The sequence below is a fragment of the Roseovarius nubinhibens ISM genome, assembly GCF_000152625.1.
GTDB lineage: Bacteria > Pseudomonadota > Alphaproteobacteria > Rhodobacterales > Rhodobacteraceae > Roseovarius > Roseovarius nubinhibens.
The window spans coordinates 2,196,687-2,217,851 of the sequence record NZ_CH724156.1 but is presented as its reverse complement, the minus strand read 5'-3'; the positions used below and the strand labels follow the sequence as shown (position 1 = coordinate 2,217,851).

Sequence of the window (21,165 nt, the reverse complement as noted above, 5' to 3'; positions counted from 1 at the left end):
TCTTACCCGAGTGATGAGTAATTATTATGGGTAAGACACATGGACAATCTGCTTTTGCGGACCTTTCTCGAGGTCGCGTCCACCGGATCCTTCATCAATGCGAGCGAGCGTCTCTTTGTGACGCAATCGGCGGTCAGCCTGCGGATACAGCGGCTGGAGGATTCTCTTGGCAAACCTCTGTTCACCCGGTCGAAATCCGGGGCGGAGATGACACAGGCGGGGCGCGAGTTCGAACGCTACGCGCTATCGCTCATCAAGATATGGGAGGAGGCGCGGCAGCATGTCGGCCTGCCCGATGGCTATACCAAATCGCTGACCATCGGGGCGCATTATTCGCTCTGGCCGCGGCTCGGGTTTCGCTGGCTCGATGCGTTGCAAGAGACGATGCCGGCGCTCAACATCCGCGCCGAGCTTGGCATGCCGGACCGGTTGATCCGCTATCTCACCGAGGGGCAGATTCAGGTCGCTCTCACCTATACGCCGCAGCTGCGGGCCGGGTTGTCGGCCCATAAGCTCGCCGATGAGACGCTTGTGCTGGCCTCGGCGCGACCGGCGGAGATGGGCGAGCTTGGCGAGGATTACGTCTTTGTCGACTGGGGGCCGGAGTTCGTGCAGGCGCATCGGCTCGAGCTGCCGGAGCTTGGGCAGCCGGGGCTGAGCCTGTCGCTTGGCGCGATGTCGGCGGAGTATGTGCGCGGGCGCGGCAAGGCGGCCTATCTGCCGGCGCGCTATATCAAGCCCTATCTCGACGATGGCAGCCTGCACCTCGTGCCGGACGCCCCCCGATTCCCATTTCCCATCTGGTCGGTCTGGCGGGACGACATTGACGAGGACATTCACGGTCGGGCGCTCGCCTCACTTGTTGCAGTTCAGTCACAACTCTCCCAGATGGAGGGGGAAGTTTTGCAGGATTTGCGCATGATCTCGCCTAGTCGAAACAGCGAAACCCTTGGAAACGCTGGATAGTTGTCTTGTGATGAGAAAAACTCGGGACATCGGTGAGTGGATTCAATTTCTCTCATCCATGCCCCCCGCCTATCTCGCATTCCAGCAGAAATGCTCTCGGCCTTTCGGGTCGAGCCTGTACGATTGTGAAAGGATTACCCCATGCAAAAACGCAATGCACTTGCCGTTTCCGCTCTGGCTCTGATGATGGCAGCACCGCTGCATGCACAGGGTGCGCTGACTGGCGTTGACAGCCTCGATGATCGCATCGACGACATTCAAGAAGATGTGAATGACGAGCTGACCCAGGCGGACCGTCGCGACCGTTACGACAACCAATATGCACAAGGTTGGTCCGGTAGCGTTGCCGCTGGTTTCTCGACCACCTCGGGCAACACCGACACCGCGGACCTCGATATCGCTGGCCGTCTCCGTTATGGCAGCGGTCCCTGGAACCACACCTTTGGTTTCGCGGCCGAGTTCTCGGAAACCAACGGCACCCGTGACGAGGAAGAATACTACGGTACCTATGACGTGAACCGTTACATCTCGAAAGACGTGTATCTGTTCGGTCTGGCCTCGGCCCGTTACGACAAGTTCGACACCAACAAAGTCGACGCCTTCCTTGGCTTCGGTCCCGGTGTCCGCGTGATCAACACCCCGCAGGCCAGCTGGCGTCTGCAAGCCGGTCCCGGCGTGCGTTACGTCGAGGATCAGCTCGGCAACGACACCACCGAAGTCGCGGGCATCGTGTCCTCGCGTTACTTCTACTCGCTGACCGACACCATGTCGTTCTCGATGGATACCGACGTCCTGTTCTCGGACAACGATACTTTCGTGACCAACGACGCGGGCCTGAACGTCAAGGTCTCGAACAAGCTGTCGGCGCGTTTCTCGTACCGCACCGAGTGGGACAGCGATCCGCTGCCCGGCCTCGAAGACACCGACAACTCGTTCGGCGTGTCGCTGGTCTACGGCTTCTAAGCCAGGCCTGACACAGGCTGAGACATATTCCCGGGGGCGGTGCGCCGCCCTCGGACCCTAGCCTTCTTTGCGAAGAAAGGACCGGGACGATGCATGATCAATCCCACGGATTGCGGCAACCAGTCGGGCAGATAGACCCGCTTACCATCACATCGACGAACCTCGTGATCGGTCACCGGCTTACCGGGGCCAGCGCCGGGCCGCAGCTTGTCGTCGCAGGGGTCTGCCCCTCCGCCGATGCGGTGTTCGAGCGGATTCTGTCGATCCCCACCCTGCCCTGGATGCGCGGCAACCTCGTGCTGTTGCGGCTGGACCGGCTCGAGGATGCGGCCGAAATGCTGCATGAAATTCAACATATTGGCACGATTGACCGGACGATATTCCTGCCCTGGCCGGACACCGAAGTGCCGTCCAAGCCGTTGATCCGGCAGAGCTATCACATGGTGCTGCGCGCCTGTACCGAGCTTGGCATGATCGCCGGACGGGGCGTCAAACTGCAGGGCTGAGCCGGGCATTCCCGCTTGAGCCAGCGGGCGCTCTGCTTTACCCAAGGCGCATGACAAACCGCGCTTTCACCGTTGCCATTGATGGCCCCGCCGCCGCCGGAAAAGGCACTGTTGCCCGTGCCCTGGCGGCGCATTTCGGCTTTACCCATCTCGATACCGGGCTGCTGTACCGGGCGACGGGGCTTCGGACGCTGGACGGGACGGACCCGGTTGAGGCGGCCAAGACCTTGAAAGCAAAGGATTTGGAGCAGGATGATCTGCTGCGGACCCCGGATGTGGCGCAGGCGGCGAGCCGGGTGGCGGCGCTGCCTGAAGTGCGCGCGGCGCTGGTCGATTTTCAGCGCGCCTTTGCCCGCCGGTCGGGCGGCGCGGTGCTCGACGGGCGCGACATCGGAACGGTGATCTGCCCCGATGCGGATGTGAAACTCTATGTCACCGCCTCGGATGAAATCCGGGCGCAGCGACGGCATAATGAGCTTGTAAACAAGGGGCATGAGGTCACGCTCGACGAGGTGGCCGCCGACCTCAGAAGCCGCGATGCGCGCGACAGCGCCCGGGCCACGGCGCCGCTCAAACCCGCGGCGGATGCGGTCGAGCTCGACACGTCACGGATGAGCATCGACGAGGCCGTGGCCGCCGCCATCGCCGAAACCGAGCGCCGGATCGCCGCCAAGGGCTGAGCCGTAGTGGTCCGAAAATGGCACGTCGGTATTGCGTCGGTTACACGACAGCAAAGCGACAGTGCGGAAAATTGAGGTTGATCCCTCTCCCCTTCTCGCTTTCAACTCGTCCCAGATATTTTATCTGAGGAGATTTCAGCCATGTCATTCTGGCAAGATGACCTTTTGAATTTCGAAGAAACCGGTGCGTCCTTCACCAACCTCATTTCCACGATTGACGCAGGCAAGGTGATCTCGATCGAAGCCGGGTTCGGCCATGGCAAGACCTTCTTCCGAAAGGCATGGGCCAAGCAGCTGGAAGCCAATGACGAAGTGGTTATCGAGCTGGATGCGCAACTGTCGGACCATTCGGGCGATCCGGTGATCACCTTCATGGGGGCCTTGGCCGAGAGATTGAACACCAAGGAGAAGCCCAACCTAGAAAAAGCGATTGCAGTGGTCGCGAAATACGGACGCATAGCCTCGCGGGGTGCGGTGGAGTTCGCGCTACGAAGTGGTGCCGCTGCATTGCTCAAGGAGTTTGAAAAAACCGCCCTTGATCAGGTCGAAGGGGCGAGCATTCTCGAAGAGCTTGTGAAAGAAGCTGGCGACGGCATGTCGAAGCTTGCGGGCCAATTGATCAGCACACAACTGGCCACCGAAAAGGTGCGGAAAACCGAGCTGCCACAACAGCTCGAGGTGCTGCGCAAGGCCCTGACCGAGGGCAAGCCACATGATCGGGTCGTCGTCCTCATAGATGAGCTGGACCGCTGTCACCCGGAATATGCCATCGCGATGCTGGAAGCCCTCAAGATGGTGTTCGGGCATTCCAACTTCGTCTTTTGCCTCTTCGTCAACGCGGAGTATTTGGAAAACCTCGCCGCGCACAGGTTCGGGCAATCGGCGGCTGGCGAACGGTATCTCGACAAGTTTGTTGATCTGCGTCTGGCCCTGACGGCTACGCCCGAAGCTCGCAAAGCAGCGACAAAGGCGCTGGCGCTTGAACAGTTGGATGTGGGAACACCTTTGGGGAACAAGCGCGCGTTTTCGGCAGGGGCGGCGGCGGAGCTGGCCGGTGAGATCGTCAGTCAGTCAAACCTGACCTTTCGTCAGGTGAAACGCGTCCTGGACCGTGTCGAGCTGGCGTTACGGTGCTATCCAAGGTTGCCTTTGGATCGGCCTTTGTTGGTTTTCCTCGCGTTTCGGGACGTTCTCGGCGAGGTAAGCAGTGATCTACTTCCCCGCTCTAGGTTAACTACCGAAAAGGCAGAGGAACTTAAGGAAATTGACAATTATTCCTCTCACCACGAGCAAAGTAAGCGCGATAATTTCATCCGAGAGGATTGCCTGGACTTGCAAAATCTCGATCCAGACATTTACCAAATGCCCTCCCCTCCGCGGGGGCCAACATGGCTTCCATTGGCGCAGGTCATTAGCGGTTTGGGTCCCATCTACATCCCACGCCACGAAAAGGTACTGAAAGCCACTCACGCGTTGATCGCCACGGAGGCGAAATAGCCAAACGCGCCTTGCCATCAAGGCGGAAATGGACTATTAGCCGCCCCTGTCGATAAGGCGGGTAACGCTGGACAACACTGAGATCGAGCAGGGTCGGACATTCCGGCCCTCTTTGTTTTGCCTTTTGCGCCCCGGCCTCGGCCTGCGCATCGGCAGTGTCCGGACCGTCTGACCAACGAAACCCTCAAGACCGGCGGAGACAACCGCTCGGCCCGAAAAAACGCTTGTAAAGGAACCTGAGACCACATGGCTCAAAACACATCGATGGAGGAATTCGAAGCCCTCCTGAACGAAAGCTTCGAAATGGACACACCCGAAGAAGGGTCTGTTGTCAAAGGCAAGGTCATCGCAGTCGAAGCGGGCCAAGCCATCATCGACGTCGGCTACAAAATGGAAGGCCGCGTTGATCTTAAAGAATTCGCAAATCCCGGTGAGACGCCCGAAATCGCCGTTGGCGACGAGGTTGAAGTCTTTCTCCGCGCGGCCGAAAACGCCCGTGGCGAAGCTGTCATCAGCCGTGAGATGGCCCGCCGCGAAGAAGCCTGGGATCGTCTGGAAAAAGCCTATGCGGACGAGCTCCGCGTTGATGGTGCGATCTTTGGTCGTGTCAAAGGCGGCTTTACCGTGGATCTCGGCGGCGCCGTGGCCTTCCTGCCCGGCAGCCAGGTTGACGTCCGCCCCGTGCGCGACGCCGGCCCGCTCATGGGTCTGAAGCAGCCCTTCCAGATCCTGAAAATGGACCGTCGTCGTGGCAACATCGTTGTGTCGCGCCGTGCGATCCTCGAAGAATCGCGTGCCGAACAGCGCGCCGAAGTCATCGGCAACCTCACCGAAGGTCAGGCCGTCGATGGTGTGGTCAAGAACATCACCGAATACGGTGCCTTCGTTGACCTCGGCGGTGTTGACGGTCTGCTCCATGTCACCGACATGGCATGGCGTCGCGTGAACCACCCGAGCGAGATCCTGGCGATCGGCGAAACCGTCAAGGTTCAGGTCATCAAGATCAACAAGGAAACCCACCGTATCAGCCTCGGCATGAAGCAGCTGCAGGACGATCCGTGGGATCTGGTTGGCGCCAAGTACCCGCTCAGCTCGGTCCACACTGGCCGCGTCACCAACATCACCGATTACGGTGCGTTTGTTGAGCTCGAGCCCGGTGTCGAAGGTCTCGTTCACGTCTCGGAAATGTCCTGGACCAAGAAGAACGTGCACCCCGGCAAGATCGTCTCCACCTCGCAAGAGGTTGAAGTCATGGTTCTGGAAATCGACGCCGCCAAGCGTCGTGTCAGCCTTGGCCTCAAGCAGACCCAGCGCAACCCGTGGGAAGTCTTTGCAGAGACCCATCCCGAGGGCACCGAAGTCGAAGGCGAAGTCAAGAACATCACCGAATTCGGTCTCTTCGTCGGTCTCGACGGCGACATCGACGGCATGGTTCACCTCTCCGACCTCAGCTGGGACGAGCGTGGCGAAGACGCCATCCAGAACTACCGCAAGGGCGACATGGTCCACGCGGTCGTGTCGGAAGTCGACGTCGAGAAAGAGCGTATCTCGCTCTCGATCAAAGCGGTTGGCGGTGACAAGTTCGCCGAAGCCGTTGGCGGCGTGAAGCGCGGCTCGATCATCACCGTTGAAGTCACCGCGATCGAAGATGGCGGTATCGAGGTGGAATATGAAGGCATGAAATCCTTCATCCGCCGTTCGGACCTCAGCCGTGACCGTGCCGAACAGCGCCCCGAGCGTTTCTCGGTTGGCAACAAGGTCGATGTGCGCGTGACCAACGTGGACAGCAAGACCCGTCGCCTCGGCCTGTCGATCAAAGCGCGTGAAATCGCGGAAGAGAAAGAAGCCGTGGAACAGTATGGTTCGTCCGACTCGGGCGCCTCGCTGGGCGATATCCTTGGCGCAGCCCTGAAGGGCGGCGACGAGTAAACGTCTCTCCTTGGCAAGATTGGAGCGGCCCCGCCTGATTGGCGGGGCCGTTTTTTTATGGCGCGGGTGGTTGGCGTGCCTCGGAACAAAGCGGCGGGGCCTCTGGTTTCTTCTCGCAAGAGAGAAGGAGACGCAGATGACCGTTCGGTTCGAACAGATACTGGCCGATGGGGTGGCGGAATGTTCCTACCTCCTTGGCGATGATGCCACGGGCACCGCCGCCGTGGTCGACCCCACCCCCGATGTCGAGATTTACCTCGAGACGGCGCGCAAATACGGGCTGTCGATCACCCATGTGTTCGAGACCCATATTCATGCCGATTTCATGAGCGGCGCGCGCGAGCTGGTGGCGCGGCTGGGCGGGGCGCCTGCGCTTTGCGTCAGTGTCGAGGGCGGGGCGGAATATGCGTTCGACCATACGGCCCTGCGCGATGGCGATGCGTTCCGTTTTGGCGATCTGCGGATCGAGACGCGGCACACGCCGGGGCATACGCCCGAGCATGTGTCGTTCTTTCTCTACGAGGGTGACACGGAGGAGCCTTGGGGCGTGCTGTCGGGCGACAGTTTCTTTGTCGATTCCGTGGGGCGGCCTGATCTTCTGGGGGAGGAGCAGACGGAAGAGCTCACCCGGCAGCTGTTTGATACGGTGCAAGAGATCTACATGGCGCTCGATGATGGGGTGATCATCTATCCCTGCCATGCGGCGGGCTCGGCCTGTGGGCCGGATATTGGCGACCGGATGTCGACCACGGTGGGCTATGAGCGGGCGCATAACCCCTATGCGCAGATCACCGAGTTCGAGGCGTTTCGCGAGACGATGGAGCAGGACGCGCCGCCGGTGCCCACGCATTATCCAAGGCTCAAGAAGGTGAACGCGACGGGCCCCGAGGTGCTGGGCAATCTGCCGCGCATTCCGGCGCTGGTGCCGGAGACATTCGCCGAAGCGATGGGCGGGGGGCAATTGCTCGATACCCGCGATATGCTCGGCTTTGGCAGTGGCCATATCGCCGGGGCGCTCAATATCGCGGGGCAGCCAGAGATGTCGGTCTGGGCCGGTTGGCTGCTCGATCCCGAAGAGCCGATCTATCTGGTGACCGAGACGGATGGCGATGTGGATGAGGTGCTCACCCTCTTGTGGCGCGTGGGGTTCACCAAGTTCGGCGGCTATCTTGCCGGGGGCATGGGCGCGTGGCGCGAGGAGGGTCGCGAGATGCGGCAGATCCCGCAGATCACGGTGCATGACCTCAAGGCCGCCGGGGATAGCGTGACGCCGCTCGATGTGCGCAAGGGTGAGGAATGGCAGGGTGGCCACATCCCCGGCGCGGAGCATGCGTTTCTGGGCAAGCTGCGCGAGGCGATGGCGGATCTCGACAGGTCGCAGACCTATGCCACCTATTGCGCCAGCGGCTTTCGGGCCAGCATCGCGTCGAGCCTTCTGGCGGCGCATGGGTTCGACACTCTGCGCAACGTGCCGGGCAGTTGGAAAGCCTGGACCGCCGCCGGTTACGAGGTCGTCTGCCCGGACTAGGCCGATGGGGGCGCGCGCTCTAACCCATTGATAGGCTTGCCCGGTTGGGGAGCGGCTGCCACAATGGCCGAATGCTTGGGGATATCATCGACATAGGCTTTCGCCCCTATGCGCCTGCGGACAGGGCATGGGTGCGGCGCGTGAACCTGCGCCAGTACCGCGAGGTCGAGGGGTTTGACGCGGGGTTCGACGCGGCGCTCGATGCCAGTCTGGCGCGGATCGAGGCGCAGCGGACGGGGGGCCGTGTGGCCTTTCTCATCGCCGAAGCGGCGGGGCAGCCGGTCGGTACGCTCTTTCTCTGTCGTGAGAGCGACGAGAGCGCGCGGATCAGGCTCTTTTATCTCGATGAGGCGTGGCGCGGGCGCGGTGTCGGGCGGCGGATGCTCGACCAGGCGATCAGTGCGGCGCGGGGCCATGGCTATGCGCAGATTTGCGTGTCGACCTTCACCCGGCATGGCGCGGCCTGTCGTCTCTATCATGCGCGGGGGTTTCAGGGGGTGGTGCATCCACCTGCCGAGGTCTTTGGGCAATGCCTCGTGCAGGTGGATTATCACTTGTGGCTGACGCCCGAGGACCGGGCGGCAGATCAGGCGGCGCGTTTGCCGTAGTAGAGCCCGACCACATGTTCGGCCTCGGCGAAGAAAAGCCAGCGCGAGGCGGCGACGCCTGCCAGATGGCTCAGCACCGCGACGAGGGCGAAGACATGGGTGAAGGGCAACAGCAGCAGCACGACGGGCAGCGCATAGCCGAGGACGAGCGACAGGATGCGCAGTTTCTGGGCATGTTTGCGGCCCACCTCATGGACGAATTCCCGCAGGAGATAATTGGTGCCGGTGTGCGGCGGCTCGAACGCGCGGACCGCGCCGATTGAGCCAAGCCCGGTGGCTGTGGCGAGATTGGTGCCGCTCTCGGAGAGCGCCCGGTCGCCGCGCGCCCACCACAGCACCTGCATCACCGCCGCGACCGGCAAGAGCACCAGCGCCATGGCCACCTGCCCCGCCAGCAGCGCGCCGCCGGCCAGCGAGATCGACAGGTAGAGCGCCGGGGTCAGCGGGGTTTTCCAGCGCGGCACGGTGCGCAGCTGGGCGTAGATCATCGAGGTGGCGAAAACCGTGGCGAGCGCCAGAGCCGCGCCGAGCAGGCCGAGCGGCTGCCAAGAGGCATCGGCAAAGACCAGCCCTGCGCCAAACAGCGCCATGACCAGCAATGTCGCGACCGAGGCCCAGCCTTCACGGGAAAGCCAGGAGCTGCGCCATTGGGTGAAGGCCTTGAGCGCGCGTTCGGGGCGGCCAAGGTGAAAGGTCGAGGCCATGAGCCCGCCCACCGCCAGAAGATAGGCGATGGCGAAGAAGGCAAAGGCGGTCCAACCGGTGACGGCAGGCAGGCCGAGACCGAGCCAGAACAGCAGGCCGAAACCCAGGCCCGACAGGGTGGTGAATACGATGACGGAAGGGGCCGGATGCATCAGATCTTCTCCAGTGTACGGTCAAGCCAGCCGAGAAAGCCCTTGGGCTCTTCGGCGACGGGGGCGAGGAAGGGGGCGAGCACGTCGATGTCGCCCTCGCCCTGGGTCGCCTCGGCGCTGCGGTCCATCTGGTCCTTGGGGCGCGGCGGCAGGTATTTGTTGACGGGTTTGGTGCCCTGTTCGGGCATCAGATCCATGCCGCCACGGTCGGCGACGAGGCGGCTCACATCGCTGTCGGGATCGCCGAGATCGCCGAAATGGCGGGCCCCGGCGGGACAGGTGCGCACGCAGGCGGGGACGCGGTCCACCTCGGGCAGGTTGTCGTTATAGATGCGGTCGACGCAGAGGGTGCATTTCTTCATCACCCCTTCGGCCTGATCAAGCTCGCGCGCGCCATAGGGGCAGGCCCAGGCGCAGAGGCCGCAGCCGATACAGTCGCTTTCATTGACCAAAACGATACCGTCCTCGGTGCGCTTGTAGCTCGCCCCGGTGGGGCAGACGGTGACGCAGGGCGCGTCTTCGCAATGGAGGCAGGATTTCGGGAAATGGATGAGCTGGGCGGCGGGCTGGACCTTGGCGCTGTCGGCCAGAGGCTGGACCTCGTAGCTGTGGACGCGGTTGAGGAAGGTGCCCGAGGGATCCGCGCCATAGGGCTCCTGATCCGAGAGCGGCGCGCCGTAGTTCTGGGTGTTCCAGCCCTTGCAGGACACGACGCAGGCATGGCAGCCGACGCAGGTGTCGAGATCGATCACGAGGCCGAGCTTCTTTTCGGTTTTGCTGGGGAGCGTGGTCATCGGGTCAGGCCTCCATGAGAGAGGTTGCAGGGGACAAGGGGGCGCGAGAGAGCTGGGCTGTGATCATTTGCCCACCTCCCAGCGCAGCTCGTCCGGGCCCTGCCCCACCGGCGATTTGATCGGCGGCTGGCTCGGTTGGCTTTCGGCCGGGGGCGGATCGGCGCGGGTGATTTTCACGCGCAGATCGAACCAGGCGGCCTGACCGGTGACCGGGTCGGAATTGGCCCAGCGCAGCCCGTCGCCCTTGGGCGGCAGCAATTCGTGGATCAGATGGTTGAGCAAGAAGCCCTTGGTGGCCTCCGGCGCGTCCTTGTCGAGCGCCCAGGCGCCCTTGCGCTTGCCGATGGCGTTCCAGGTCCAGACGGTGTTTTCATTAAGCGCCGCCATATGGGCCACCGGCACGGTGATCTTGCCATGGGCCGAGGTGACCTCGGCCCAATCGCCCTCGGCAAAGCCGTTGGCCTGCCAGATCTTGGTCGGCACATAGAGCGGGTTGTGGCCGTGGATCTGGCGCAGCCAGGCGTTCTGGCTGCCCCAGCTGTGATACATGGCCATCGGCCGCTGGGTCAGGGCGTGCACCGGGAATTCCTCGGTGTCGACGACGTCATCCTCGAAGGGCGCGTACCAGACCGGCATCGGGTCGAGCGTGCGGCGGATGCGGTCGCGCAGATGTTCGGGCGGCTGACGCTCGCCATGACCATCGGCGGCGAGGCGGAATTTCTGCATCGTCTCGACGTAGAGCTCAAAGAGATAGGGCTGCGGGCTGTCATAGAGGCCCATGCCGACCGCCCAGTCCTGATAGGCGGCGTTCCACGGTTTGTAGTAATTCGCGCCCTCGGGGATGTGGTTCACGAAGAAGCCGCCGTTTTCGATATAGCGGTCGATCTGGTCGGAATTGGGGGCGCCGCGACCGTGGCTCTCGCCATCCTCGCCGCGCCAACCGGCGAGCGGGCCGATGCCCGGCTTGCGCTGATGGTTGGTGATGTAATCGGCGTAATCGGCGTATTTCTGGGTACCGTCCTCATTGACAAAGCCCGGCAGGCCGAGCCGCGCGCCGAGATCGCAGAGCGCCGATTGAAAGCCGCGCACGTCGCGGTCGGGTTCGACCACGGGCCAGCGGATCGCATCCGCCGCCGCGTCGGCCTCGCAGATCGGCCGGTCGAGCAGGCTGATGCAATCGTGGCGCTCGAGATAGGTGGTGTCGGGCAGGATCAGGTCGGCATAGGCGACCATTTCGCTGCTATAGGCATCGGAATAGATGATGCGCGGGATGACATAGTCGCCGCTCTCGTCCTTGTCGGTGAGCATCTTTTGCACGCCGCCCACATTCATCGACGAGTTCCACGACATGTTGGCCATGTACATGAAGAGCGTGTCGATCTTGTAGGGATCGCCCGCATGGGCGTTGGAGATCACCATATGCATGAGCCCATGGGCCGACATCGGGTTTTCCCAGGTGTAGGCCTTGTCGATGCGGGCCGGGCTTCCGTCCTCTTTGAGGCAGAGATCGTCGGGGCCCTGGACATAGCCTAGATGCGGCCCGTCGAGCGGCTTGCCCGGGGTCACGCCGCAATGGGGCGCGGGGTGGGCGCGCACCGGTTTCGGATAGGGTGGTTTGAAGCGGAAGCCGCCGGGCACTTCGACCGTGCCGAGGAGGATCTGCAGCAGGTGCAGCGAGCGGCAGGTCTGGAAGCCGTTGGAATGGGCCGAGATGCCGCGCATGGCGTGAAAGCTCACCGGGCGGCCGGTCATCGTCTTGTGGGTCTCGCCACGGAAATCCGTCCATTCATGGTCGAGCTCGAAGGCCTCGTCAAAGGCGACGCGGGCGATTTCGGCGGCGATGGTGCGGATCTTGGCGGCGGTGATGCCGCAGGTTTCGGCGACGGCCTCGGGGCTATATTGCGGGTCCATATAGCGTTCGGCCAGCATCTGCATGACGGTGATATGGGTGACACCGTCCTTTTCATAGCTGGCGCCGAGATCGGGGCGCACGCCCATTTGGTCAAAGGCGGCGGGCTTGCCGGTCTTGCGGTCGATGACCAGCGGCTTGCCATCCTCGTCGCGCAGGAAGAGGCCCTTCTCGGGGCCTTCCGCGCCGTTGATCAGCACCGGCGCGTTGGTGAAGCGGGCGAGATAGTCGAGGTCGATCTTGCCGGCGCGCAAGAGTTCGTGGATCAGCGACAGGATGAAGAGACCATCGGTGCCCGGCGTGATGCCGACCCAATCGTCGGCGATGGCGTTATAGCCCGAGCGGATCGGGTTGACGCCGATGACCCGCGCACCGCGCGCCTTGATCTTGCCGAGGCCCATCTTGATCGGGTTGCTGTCGTGATCTTCGGCGACGCCGAAGAGCATGAAGAGCTTGGTATGATCCCAGTCGGGCTGACCGAATTCCCAGAAGGCCCCGCCCATCGTGTAGATGCCCGCCGCCGCCATGTTGACCGAGCAGAACCCGCCATGGGCGGCATAGTTCGGCGTGCCGAAATTCTGGGCGAAGAAGCTGGTGAAAGATTGGCTCTGGTCGCGGCCGGTGAAGAAGGCAAGCTTGGACGGGTCTTTTTCGCGCAGCGGCGCGAGCCAGTCGGTCGCGATCTTGAGCGCCTCGTCCCAGCTGATTTCCTCGAACTCGCCCGAGCCGCGCGGGCCGACCCGTTTCAGCGGCGCGCGGAGCCGCGAGGGGGCGTTGTGCTGCATGATCCCGGCGCTGCCCTTGGCGCAGAGCACGCCCTGGTTCACCGGGTGATCGCGGTTGCCCTCGATATAGGCGACCTTGCCCTCGCGCATATGCACGTTGATGCCGCAGCGGCAGGCGCACATGTAGCAGGTGGTCTTGCGTATCTCGTCCGAGACCTTGGGAGAGGTGTCGATCCGCGGCTGGTGATGGGTCATCCGAAATTCCCTGTCTGTTGCCGGGTCACGTTAGGGCAGAGATCCCGCCCTCGCGAACCATTTTTCCAATTCTTGCCGGGTTTGACGAATGATCGTCTGCGAAACCCCGAAATTCCGTATCTTTTCCCGTCAGCCGGCCGCCATGGATTGCAGCACGGTGACGGCGATCATCTGGGTCACGTCCTCGGCCACGCAGCCGCGCGACAGGTCGTTGGCGGGATGGGCCAGCCCCTGCAGGATCGGGCCGATGGCCGCATATCCGCCGAGCCGCTGGGTCAGCTTGTAGCCGATGTTGCCCGCGTCGAGATTGGGGAAGATCATGACATTGGCCTGACCGGCGACGGCGCTGCCGGGGGCTTTGGCCGTGCCCACCGAGGGCACGAAGGCCGCGTCGAACTGCAGCTCGCCATCGGCCTCGAGATCGGGGTGGCGCGCGCGCAGCGTGGCCAGCGCATCGGTGACCTTGGTCACCCGGTCATGTTTGGCGCTGCCCATGGTGGAAAAGGACAGCATGGCGATCTTGGGCTCTTCGCGCATCAGGGCGCGGCAAGAGCGGGCCGACATGGCGGCGATCTCGGCCAGCTCGTCGGCGGCGGGGTCGATCACCAGACCGCAGTCGGAATAGAGCATGGTGCGGCCGGTCTCGGTGCCCTCGGGCGGGTACATGAGGAAAAAGCTCGACACCATGGCGGCGTCGGGGGCCTTGCCGATCACCTGCAGCGCGGTGCGCACCACATCCGAGGTGGTGGCGACGGCGCCGCCCACGGTGCCGGTGGCATGGCCTTCGCGGACCAGCATCGCGGCATAGGTCAGCGGCGCACGAACGGCGCGGGCGGCTGCGGCCTCGTCGACGCCCTTATGCTGGCGCAGCGCGTGAAAGGATTTGGCAAAACTATCTGTAAGATCAGAGGTTTCGGGGTCATGCACGGCGATGCCGGGCCCCTCCTCTGCGCCCTGTCGGGTCAGTTCGGCGCGGACCGCGTCGCCCTGACCCACAAGGATGATGTCGGCGGCCCCGGCGGCCTGAGCCGCCAGCGCCCCTTCGACGATGCGGGGGTCTTCGCCCTCGCTCAGCGCGATGGTCGCGCGATTGGCTGGCGGCGCCGCCAGAAGCAACCGGATCGGTGACTGTGGCATGCGCCGCCCTCCTCCCTTTGACTTAGTCGACCTGCTGTTCGCGCATGTCGGCGGGGTCGATGCCGGCCACGGCGACGGGTTTCTTCATCGCGTCGCGGCGGAAGGGCTCGCCCAGCTCCTGGTTGATCATGGCCTCGATCAGCGTGGTGGTGCCGGCCTTCTGGTCCTTGATCGCCTGATCCAGCGCATCGGTGAGCTCGTCCATGGTGCGGGCGACGACGCCTTTCAGGCCACAGGCCTTGGCGATGCCAGCGTAGGAGACCTGTTCGTCGAGCTCGGTGCCGACGAAGTTGTCATCGAACCACAGGGTCGAGTTCCGCTTTTCCGCACCCCATTGGTAGTTGCGGAAGACCACATGGGTCACGGCGGGCCATTCACCGCGGCCGATGGCGGTCAGTTCGTTCACCGCGATGCCGAAGGCACCGTCACCGGAGAAGCCCACAACCGGCGTGTCGGGGCAGCCGATCTTGGCGCCGACAACGGCGGGCAGACCATAGCCACAGGGGCCAAAGAGACCCGGCGCCAGGTATTTGCGGCCTTCCTCGAAGGAGGGGTAGGCGTTGCCGATGGCGCAGTTGTTGCCGATGTCGGAGGAGATGATCGCCTCTTTCGGCAGCGCGGCCTGAATGGCACGCCAGGCCATGCGGGGGCTCATCCAGTCGGGTTTCGCGCCGCGAGCACGTTCGTTCCAGGTGGTGCCGGGATCGTCCTGCTCGTGGTCCATCGAGCTCAGCTCTTGCGCCCAGGCCGATTTGGTCTTGGCGATGGTGGCCTTGCGCTCTTCGCGGTCTGCGTCACCGGCGGTGTCCGACAGTTTGGCGAGGATGGTTTTCGCGACTTTCTTGGCGTCGCCGACGATGCCGACGGCGACCGGCTTGGTCAGGCCGATGCGCTCGGGCTTGACGTCGACCTGAATGATCTTCGCGTCTTTGGGCCAGTAGTCGATGCCGTAGCCCGGCAGGGTCGAGAACGGGTTGAGACGGGTGCCCAGCGCCAGCACGACGTCGGCCTTGCTGATCAGCTCCATACCGGCCTTGGAGCCGTTATAGCCGAGAGGACCGGCGTGCAGCGGGTGCGAGCCGGGGAAGGCGTCGTTGTGCTGATAGCCACAGCAGACCGGGGCGTCGAGACGCTCGGCCAGTTCAGCGGTGGCGGGGATGGCGCCTGCGAGGATCACGCCGGCACCGTTGAGGATGACCGGGAATTTCGCTTCCGACAGCAGTTTTGCCGCCTCGTCGAGGGCCTCTTCGCCGCCCGAGGGACGTTCAAAGTCGACGATCTTCGGCAGTTCGATGTCGATCACCTGGGTGAAGTAGTCGCGCGGCACGTTGATCTGTGCCGGGGCGCTGTAACGCTTGGCGTTGAGGATCACGCGGTTCAGGACTTCGGCCATGCGCGTGGGGTCGCGGACCTCTTCCTGATAGCAGACCATGTCCTTGAACGCGGCCATCTGTTCGACTTCCTGGAAGCCACCCTGACCCATGGTCTTGTTGGCGGCCTGCGGCGTCACCAGCAGCAGCGGCGTGTGGTTCCAATAGGCGGTTTTGACGGCGGTCACGAAGTTGGTGATGCCGGGGCCGTTCTGGGCGATCATCATCGACATCTTGCCGGTGGCGCGGGTGTAGCCGTCGGCCATCATGCCGCCGGACCCTTCGTGGGCGCAGTCCCAGAAGGTGATCCCGGCTTTGCCGAAAATGTCGGAGATCGGCATCATGGCCGAGCCGATGATCCCGAACGCATGCTGGATGCCATGCATCTGCAGCGTTTTCACAAAGGCTTCTTCAGTCGTCATTTTCATGGGTTTGTCCTCAGGCTGACTGGCGCGAAACAGCATCGCGCCTGTAAATTCTGCGCCGAACCTACTGACAAGCCCGCCCAGCCCATAGGGCCAGATTCAAGAATGGCATAGAGCCAGTGAAAATATAAATGAGATTTTTCGTCTCAATAATTTTATTTTTTACACTGGAAACGTCCAAATCAGCCCAGAGCGCGGTCGAGCGCCTGTTCGAGATCGGCGATGAGATCATCGGCGTCCTCGATCCCGATCGACAGCCGCAGGAGTGCGGGATGCACCTTGAATCCCTCGCCCGAGACGGTCTTGCGATGTTCGATCAGGCTCTCGACCCCGCCGAGCGAGGTGGCGGGGTAGAAGAGCTGACAGAATCGGGCGACATCAATGGCCGCCTGTTCGTCGCCCTTGACGATGATCGACATCATGCCGCCGTACATGCCATGGGTCTGACGTTTGGCGATGTCGTGGTCCGGGTGGCTTTCGAGCCCGGGGTAGAGCACTTTGCGCACCTGCGGGTGGCCTTCGAAATGGGTGGCGATGCGCAGCGCGTTGAGCGTCGCGCGTTCATAGCGCAGGGTGAGCGTGCGCATGCCGCGGATGAGCAGGAAGGCGTCAAAGCTCTGCAGCACCGTGCCTTGCAGCTTGCGGTGGCCTTCGATCTCTTCCCACCAGGCGTCCATGTTGCGCACCGAGAGCGCCCCAGCGGTCACGTCGGAATGGCCGTTGAGATATTTCGTGGCCGAGTGGAACGAGAAATCCGCGCCGAGTTCGAGCGCCCGCGTGGCGCAGGGCGGCGTGCCGGTGCAATCGGTCAGAAGCTTGGCCCCGGCGGCATGCGCCAGTTCGGCCGCGGCGGCGATGTCGGTCACGTCCCAATCGGGGTTGTTGGGGCTTTCGACCCAGACCAGCCGGGTCTTGCCCTTGCGGCAGGCATCGCGCAGCGCGTCGAGATCGCCGGGACGGTAATAGCTCACCTCGAGGCGGTGCAGTTTGGCGTAGCGCTGAAACTGCTGCAGCACGCCGTGATACATGACCTCGGGCACCACCACGTGATCGCCGGGTTTGAGCGTGTCGATCACCGACATGCAGGCCGACATGCCGGAGGAAAACAGCATGCAATCCACCGCCCCTTCGAGATCGGCGATGATCGCCTCGGCCTGTTCGGTGGTCGGATTGCCATCGCGGCGGTACATGTAGCTGCGCCGCACAGCATAGTCTTCGTCGCGGGCATAGGTGGCGCTGGGCTGGATCGGCGGCACGATGGCGCCGGTCTCGCGGTCGAGATAGCGCAGGGCCTGGGCGAGCTTGGTCGAGGGCGAGAGCGGACGGTTGCGACGGTCGGACATGGGGGGTCTCCTGAGGTTGGCGACAAGGTACGCCTGCCGCCGCCATGCGCAAGCCCTAACCGGCGGGATCGGGCGCGGGATTGCCGCCGCAGACGAGCACCGCGACACGTTCGCCGGGCGCGGGCCGGTAGGCGCCCGACAGAAGCGCCGCCAGCGCCGTGGCCCCGGCCGGTTCGACCCATTGCCGCAGCTCGCGCCAGAGCAGCACCTGGGCCTCGGTGATGGCGGCGTCGCTGACCAGTACCGAGCTGACACCGGTCGACTGCGCCAGGTCGAAACAGATGTCGCCGATGCGCCGCGCGCCAAGCGCATTGGCCGCCACGCCAGAGACCTCGACATCGCAGGGCGCGCCCGCCGCCAGTGCGGCATTGAGCGCGCAGGAGGTTTCGGGTTCCACCGCCACGATGTTGCGCCGCCCGTCGAGCCAGGCCATCGCGCCGCCGATGAGACCGCCGCCGCCGACCGCGATGAGCACGGTATCGGCATCGAGCCCCTGATCCTCCCATTCCGCCATGAGCGTGCCCTGCCCCATCACGGTGGCGGGCGCGTCATAGGCGTGGATCTGCATCGCGCCGGTCTCGGCCTCATGGGCGCGGGCCGCGTCGAGCGCATTGGCATAGGCGCCGGGCACCACATGGAGATCGGCGCCGAGCCGCTCGATCAGCCCGATCTTGGCGGGGCCGGCCATTTCGGGAACGAAGATCGCCGCGCGATGGCCGAGACGCGAGGCGGCCCAAGCCACCGCCGCGCCGTGATTGCCGCCCGAGGCCGCGACGAGCCCGGCCTGTGGCACATCCTGCGACAGGAGCGTGTTGATCGCGCCGCGCGCCTTGAAGCTGCCGGTGTGCTGCATCTGTTCGAGCTTGAGCGCGATGGGGCCGCCGTCCCAGAGCCCCGTCACCTCGATCACCGGGGTGCGCCGCACATGGGGGGCGATCCGGGTCAGGGCCGCCGCGATATCCGTTTTCCAATCCATGTCTTTGCCTCGCTTTATCTTCCCAAGTCCTCGGGAAACCTATAGGTCTGGACCCAAACTCCTAGTGAAGGATGCGAGTAGATGAAAGACGAGCGCAACAGCCAGTTTCGCGATGCCCATTCCGACCGGAGCACCGCCGAACAGGTGCCCGACACGCCGCAAACCCGCGCCCCAGCCTATCGGCTGGCCTTCAACGATCCCGATTTCATGTGCCGGGACGAGCTGCGCCCGGTGCGGCTTCAGCTGGAGCTGCTCAAGCCCGAGATGATCCAGAACGAGCGCGGCATCAAGAGCACCGTGGTGCTGTTTGGTGGGGCGCGCATTCCCGATCCCGAGCACAAGGAAACCGCCCGTACCAAGACGCTGGCCGAGCTGTCGCATTACTATGACGAGGCGCGCAAATTCGCCCGGATGATGACGGAAAAATCCATGCAGAGCTATGGTCAGGAATTCGTCGTGGCGACGGGGGGCGGTCCGGGTGTGATGGAGGCCGGCAACCGTGGGGCGGCCGATGCGGGCGGCAATTCCATCGGGCTCAACATCGTGTTGCCCTTTGAACAGGCGCCGAACGAATATGTGACGCCGGGCCTGTGTTTCAACTTTCACTATTTCGCCATCCGCAAGATGCATTTCCTGATGCGGGCCAAGGCGATCTGTGTGTTTCCCGGCGGCTTTGGCACGCTGGACGAACTGTTCGAGGCGCTCACCCTCATTCAGACGGCGCGGATGACACCGGTGCCCTTCCTGCTCTTTGGCGAGAAGTTTTGGCGCTCCATCATCAACTGGGAGGCGCTGTCGGAGGCGGGCACGATTTCGGCCGAGGATCTCGAGCTGTTCCGCTTTGTCGAGACGGCGGACGAGGCCGTCGGCATCATCGACGGTTGGTATAATGACGAGACCTGCTAGGGGCTAAACGCCCCGGTCCCGGCGCAAGGCTGCGGCCATTCAGTGCAGCAGATGTGCCGGGAGCCCGCAGATGTCCTGCCCCTTGAGAAGCGACGCGACAATGCGGCCCTCATCGGTGTCGCGGATGGCATAGCCATAGCCGCGCAGGCGGTGGTGCCATTCACGATCCGAGATCGCCATGCGACGCTCGCGCATCACGATTTCCATGACTTTCGACTGCTCGTTGTTCTGGGTCAGCATTGTTTCTTGCCCTTGTTTAATCCCATTGAATGACACCGGATTATCCCCGGTGCGTGGCAAGATTTCAGTCGGATTGTGGCGGCAAAGGGATCATTTCGCGGCCCCTCTGCCTTAATGGCAAAGGGCCACGCGCCCCTGACCCGGGGCCGAGACAGCCATGTAAGGAAAGCGCGGGGCGCTTAGGGCGCGCCGCGCGTTTCGGCCTCGATCTCGCGGCGCGATTTGCGGGCGCGTTCGGTGGCGGATTTGAGCTGACCGCAGGCCGCCATGATATCTTCGCCGCGCGGGGTGCGGATCGGCGAGGCATAGCCCGCCTTGTAGATGATATCGGCAAAGGCGCGGATGCGGTTGTTGGACGAGCGTTTGTAGGGCGCGCCGGGCCATTCGTTGAAGGGGATCAGGTTGATCTTGGCCGGAATGGCGTGATCCTTGATCATCTGGATAAGGCGGCGGGCATCGTCATCGGTGTCGTTGACCCCGTCGAGCATCACATATTCAAAGGTGATCCGTTCCGAGTTCGAGACCTTGGGATAGCTCGCCAGGGCCTGCAGCAATTCCTCGATATTCCAGCGCTTGTTGATCGGCACCAGCTTGTTGCGGGTCTCGTCGGTGGTGGCGTGGAAGGAGATCGCCAGCTGACAGCCGATTTCCTGCGCGGTGCGGGCAATCTCCGGCACGACGCCAGAGGTCGAGAGGGTGATGCGGCGGCGCGAGAGCTGAATACCCTCGGCGTCCATGGCGATCTTCATCGCGTCGCGCACATTGTCGAAATTATAGAGCGGCTCGCCCATGCCCATCAGCACGATGTTCGACAGTAGGCGGGTTTCATCCTTGGGCGCGCCCTGTTCGGGCCATTCGCCAAGGTCATCGCGCGCCATCATCACCTGACCGATGATTTCGCCTGCGGTCAGGTTGCGCACCAGTTTCTGGGTGCCGGTGTGGCAGAAGGAACAGGTGAGGGTACAGCCGACCTGCGAGCTCACGCAAAGCGTGCCGCGATCTTCCTCGGGGATATAGACCACCTCGACCTCGTGACCGCCGGCGATTCGCACCAGATATTTGCGGGTGCCGTCCGAGCTCACCTGTTTCGACACGACCTCGGGGATCTCGATGACAAACTTCTCGGCCAGCTCGGCGCGGTAGGCCTTGGCGAGGTTGGTCATCGCGTCGAAATCGCGCACGCCCCATTGGTAGATCCATTGCCAGATTTGCGAGACCCGCATCTTGGCCTGTTTTTCCGGGGTGCCATGGGCGATGAGCACATCGCGCATCTTGTCGCGGGTGAGGCCCACAAGGTTGACCGGCCCCTCCGGCAGCTTGCGCGGAATGGTCATGACATCCTGGGTGATGGGCGCGTCCGTGGACATGGCGATACCTCGGGCTGAGACAAAGGATTGCCCCACCTATAGCAGATCGCGGTGAAAGAAAACCCGTGGCAGCGCCGTCAAGCGCCGCGTTTAGCGGGTTTGCGCCTCTTGCAACCATCGCTGCACATAGCGCCGGGCCGCGCCGCAGGAGATGGGCAGGCTCTCGCCCCGCGCCAGATGGCAG

At 63.3% G+C, this 21,165-nt stretch carries 18 protein-coding genes; 9 read left to right on the top strand and 9 right to left on the bottom strand.

Going from position 1 to position 21,165, the window contains the following annotated elements:
- The first annotated feature begins 39 nt into the window (after positions 1-39).
- From ISM_RS10605 to ISM_RS10570, 8 genes are all read left to right on the top strand, one after another.
- Positions 40-966 (top strand): LysR family transcriptional regulator, encoded by a 927-nt coding sequence (locus tag ISM_RS10605; protein ID WP_009814159.1) that lies wholly within the window; start codon positions 40-42, stop codon positions 964-966.
- 141 nt (positions 967-1,107) lie between these two features.
- A complete protein-coding gene (locus ISM_RS10600) occupies positions 1,108-1,929 on the top strand; it encodes a DUF481 domain-containing protein (protein WP_254655678.1) in 822 nt (273 codons plus the stop codon).
- Positions 1,930-2,018: 89 nt separating this feature from the next.
- Positions 2,019-2,435 carry a hypothetical protein gene (locus ISM_RS10595; RefSeq protein ID WP_009814157.1) on the top strand — a complete coding sequence of 139 codons (417 nt, stop codon included), beginning with the start codon at positions 2,019-2,021 and terminating at the stop codon, positions 2,433-2,435.
- Between the two features lie 50 nt (positions 2,436-2,485).
- Complete coding sequence (gene cmk / locus ISM_RS10590; protein ID WP_009814156.1) at positions 2,486-3,115, top strand: (d)CMP kinase; 630 nt, start codon at positions 2,486-2,488, stop codon at positions 3,113-3,115.
- A 141-nt stretch (positions 3,116-3,256) separates the two neighbouring features.
- Positions 3,257-4,612: a KAP family P-loop NTPase fold protein gene (locus ISM_RS10585; protein WP_009814155.1), complete on the top strand. Its 1,356-nt coding sequence runs from the start codon at positions 3,257-3,259 to the stop codon at positions 4,610-4,612.
- A gap of 246 nt (positions 4,613-4,858) precedes the next feature.
- Entirely contained in the window at positions 4,859-6,541 is a 1,683-nt protein-coding gene (rpsA, locus tag ISM_RS10580) for a 30S ribosomal protein S1 (RefSeq protein ID WP_198011664.1), read from the top strand.
- 136 nt (positions 6,542-6,677) lie between these two features.
- Complete coding sequence (locus tag ISM_RS10575; protein ID WP_009814153.1) at positions 6,678-8,069, top strand: MBL fold metallo-hydrolase; 1,392 nt, start codon at positions 6,678-6,680, stop codon at positions 8,067-8,069.
- 71 nt (positions 8,070-8,140) lie between these two features.
- On the top strand, positions 8,141-8,677 hold the full coding sequence (locus ISM_RS10570) for a GNAT family N-acetyltransferase (RefSeq protein WP_009814152.1): 537 nt from the start codon (positions 8,141-8,143) through the stop codon (positions 8,675-8,677).
- On the opposite strand, the gene ISM_RS10565 is transcribed toward ISM_RS10570, so the two are convergent.
- The 7 genes from ISM_RS10565 to ISM_RS10535 all read right to left on the bottom strand — a co-directional run bounded on the left by ISM_RS10565 (position 8,656) and on the right by ISM_RS10535 (position 18,468).
- Entirely contained in the window at positions 8,656-9,534 is an 879-nt protein-coding gene (locus ISM_RS10565) for a dimethyl sulfoxide reductase anchor subunit family protein (RefSeq protein ID WP_009814151.1), read from the bottom strand. The two genes, ISM_RS10570 and ISM_RS10565, sit on opposite strands and share 22 nt — an antisense overlap.
- Entirely contained in the window at positions 9,534-10,328 is a 795-nt protein-coding gene (locus tag ISM_RS10560) for a 4Fe-4S dicluster domain-containing protein (protein ID WP_009814150.1), read from the bottom strand. The genes ISM_RS10565 and ISM_RS10560 overlap by 1 nt, the downstream gene beginning before the upstream one ends.
- 63 nt (positions 10,329-10,391) lie before the next feature.
- Positions 10,392-13,217: a molybdopterin oxidoreductase family protein gene (locus ISM_RS10555; protein WP_009814149.1), complete on the bottom strand. Its 2,826-nt coding sequence runs from the start codon at positions 13,215-13,217 to the stop codon at positions 10,392-10,394.
- Between the two features lie 129 nt (positions 13,218-13,346).
- Positions 13,347-14,354, bottom strand: coding sequence for a phosphate acetyltransferase (gene pta / locus ISM_RS10550; protein WP_040618016.1), 1,008 nt, complete (start codon positions 14,352-14,354; stop codon positions 13,347-13,349).
- Between the two features lie 22 nt (positions 14,355-14,376).
- On the bottom strand, positions 14,377-16,152 hold the full coding sequence (gene xsc, locus ISM_RS10545; RefSeq protein WP_040618467.1) for a sulfoacetaldehyde acetyltransferase: 1,776 nt from the start codon (positions 16,150-16,152) through the stop codon (positions 14,377-14,379).
- Positions 16,153-16,331: 179 nt separating this feature from the next.
- The gene (locus tag ISM_RS10540) at positions 16,332-17,492 is read right to left on the bottom strand and encodes a trans-sulfuration enzyme family protein (RefSeq protein ID WP_009814146.1); all 1,161 of its coding nucleotides are present in this window, start codon (positions 17,490-17,492) and stop codon (positions 16,332-16,334) included.
- A gap of 55 nt (positions 17,493-17,547) precedes the next feature.
- Positions 17,548-18,468: a threonine/serine dehydratase gene (locus tag ISM_RS10535; protein ID WP_009814145.1), complete on the bottom strand. Its 921-nt coding sequence runs from the start codon at positions 18,466-18,468 to the stop codon at positions 17,548-17,550.
- Between the two features lie 81 nt (positions 18,469-18,549).
- Here ISM_RS10535 and ISM_RS10530 point away from each other — a divergent pair, with 81 nt between their 5' ends.
- The gene (locus tag ISM_RS10530) at positions 18,550-19,374 is read left to right on the top strand and encodes an LOG family protein (RefSeq protein ID WP_009814144.1); all 825 of its coding nucleotides are present in this window, start codon (positions 18,550-18,552) and stop codon (positions 19,372-19,374) included.
- Positions 19,375-19,413: 39 nt separating this feature from the next.
- Here ISM_RS10530 and ISM_RS10525 read toward each other — a convergent pair whose 3' ends face one another.
- The gene (locus ISM_RS10525; protein ID WP_009814143.1) at positions 19,414-19,614 is read right to left on the bottom strand and encodes a hypothetical protein; all 201 of its coding nucleotides are present in this window, start codon (positions 19,612-19,614) and stop codon (positions 19,414-19,416) included.
- A gap of 179 nt (positions 19,615-19,793) precedes the next feature.
- Positions 19,794-20,981, bottom strand: coding sequence for a dual-specificity RNA methyltransferase RlmN (rlmN, locus tag ISM_RS10520; protein ID WP_009814142.1), 1,188 nt, complete (start codon positions 20,979-20,981; stop codon positions 19,794-19,796).
- Between the last annotated feature and the right edge of the window lie 184 nt (positions 20,982-21,165).

Coding starts and splice junctions, on each gene's coding strand:
- ISM_RS10605 (WP_009814159.1), top strand. CDS start 40: ATGGACAATCTGCTTTTGCGGACCTTTCTCGAGGTCGCGTCCACCGGA.
- ISM_RS10600 (WP_254655678.1), top strand. CDS start 1,108: ATGCAAAAACGCAATGCACTTGCCGTTTCCGCTCTGGCTCTGATGATG.
- ISM_RS10595 (WP_009814157.1), top strand. CDS start 2,019: ATGCATGATCAATCCCACGGATTGCGGCAACCAGTCGGGCAGATAGAC.
- cmk (WP_009814156.1), top strand. CDS start 2,486: ATGACAAACCGCGCTTTCACCGTTGCCATTGATGGCCCCGCCGCCGCC.
- ISM_RS10585 (WP_009814155.1), top strand. CDS start 3,257: ATGTCATTCTGGCAAGATGACCTTTTGAATTTCGAAGAAACCGGTGCG.
- rpsA (WP_198011664.1), top strand. CDS start 4,859: ATGGCTCAAAACACATCGATGGAGGAATTCGAAGCCCTCCTGAACGAA.
- ISM_RS10575 (WP_009814153.1), top strand. CDS start 6,678: ATGACCGTTCGGTTCGAACAGATACTGGCCGATGGGGTGGCGGAATGT.
- ISM_RS10570 (WP_009814152.1), top strand. CDS start 8,141: ATGCTTGGGGATATCATCGACATAGGCTTTCGCCCCTATGCGCCTGCG.
- ISM_RS10565 (WP_009814151.1), bottom strand. CDS start 9,534: ATGCATCCGGCCCCTTCCGTCATCGTATTCACCACCCTGTCGGGCCTG.
- ISM_RS10560 (WP_009814150.1), bottom strand. CDS start 10,328: ATGACCACGCTCCCCAGCAAAACCGAAAAGAAGCTCGGCCTCGTGATC.
- ISM_RS10555 (WP_009814149.1), bottom strand. CDS start 13,217: ATGACCCATCACCAGCCGCGGATCGACACCTCTCCCAAGGTCTCGGAC.
- pta (WP_040618016.1), bottom strand. CDS start 14,354: ATGCCACAGTCACCGATCCGGTTGCTTCTGGCGGCGCCGCCAGCCAAT.
- xsc (WP_040618467.1), bottom strand. CDS start 16,152: ATGAAAATGACGACTGAAGAAGCCTTTGTGAAAACGCTGCAGATGCAT.
- ISM_RS10540 (WP_009814146.1), bottom strand. CDS start 17,492: ATGTCCGACCGTCGCAACCGTCCGCTCTCGCCCTCGACCAAGCTCGCC.
- ISM_RS10535 (WP_009814145.1), bottom strand. CDS start 18,468: ATGGATTGGAAAACGGATATCGCGGCGGCCCTGACCCGGATCGCCCCC.
- ISM_RS10530 (WP_009814144.1), top strand. CDS start 18,550: ATGAAAGACGAGCGCAACAGCCAGTTTCGCGATGCCCATTCCGACCGG.
- ISM_RS10525 (WP_009814143.1), bottom strand. CDS start 19,614: ATGCTGACCCAGAACAACGAGCAGTCGAAAGTCATGGAAATCGTGATG.
- rlmN (WP_009814142.1), bottom strand. CDS start 20,981: ATGTCCACGGACGCGCCCATCACCCAGGATGTCATGACCATTCCGCGC.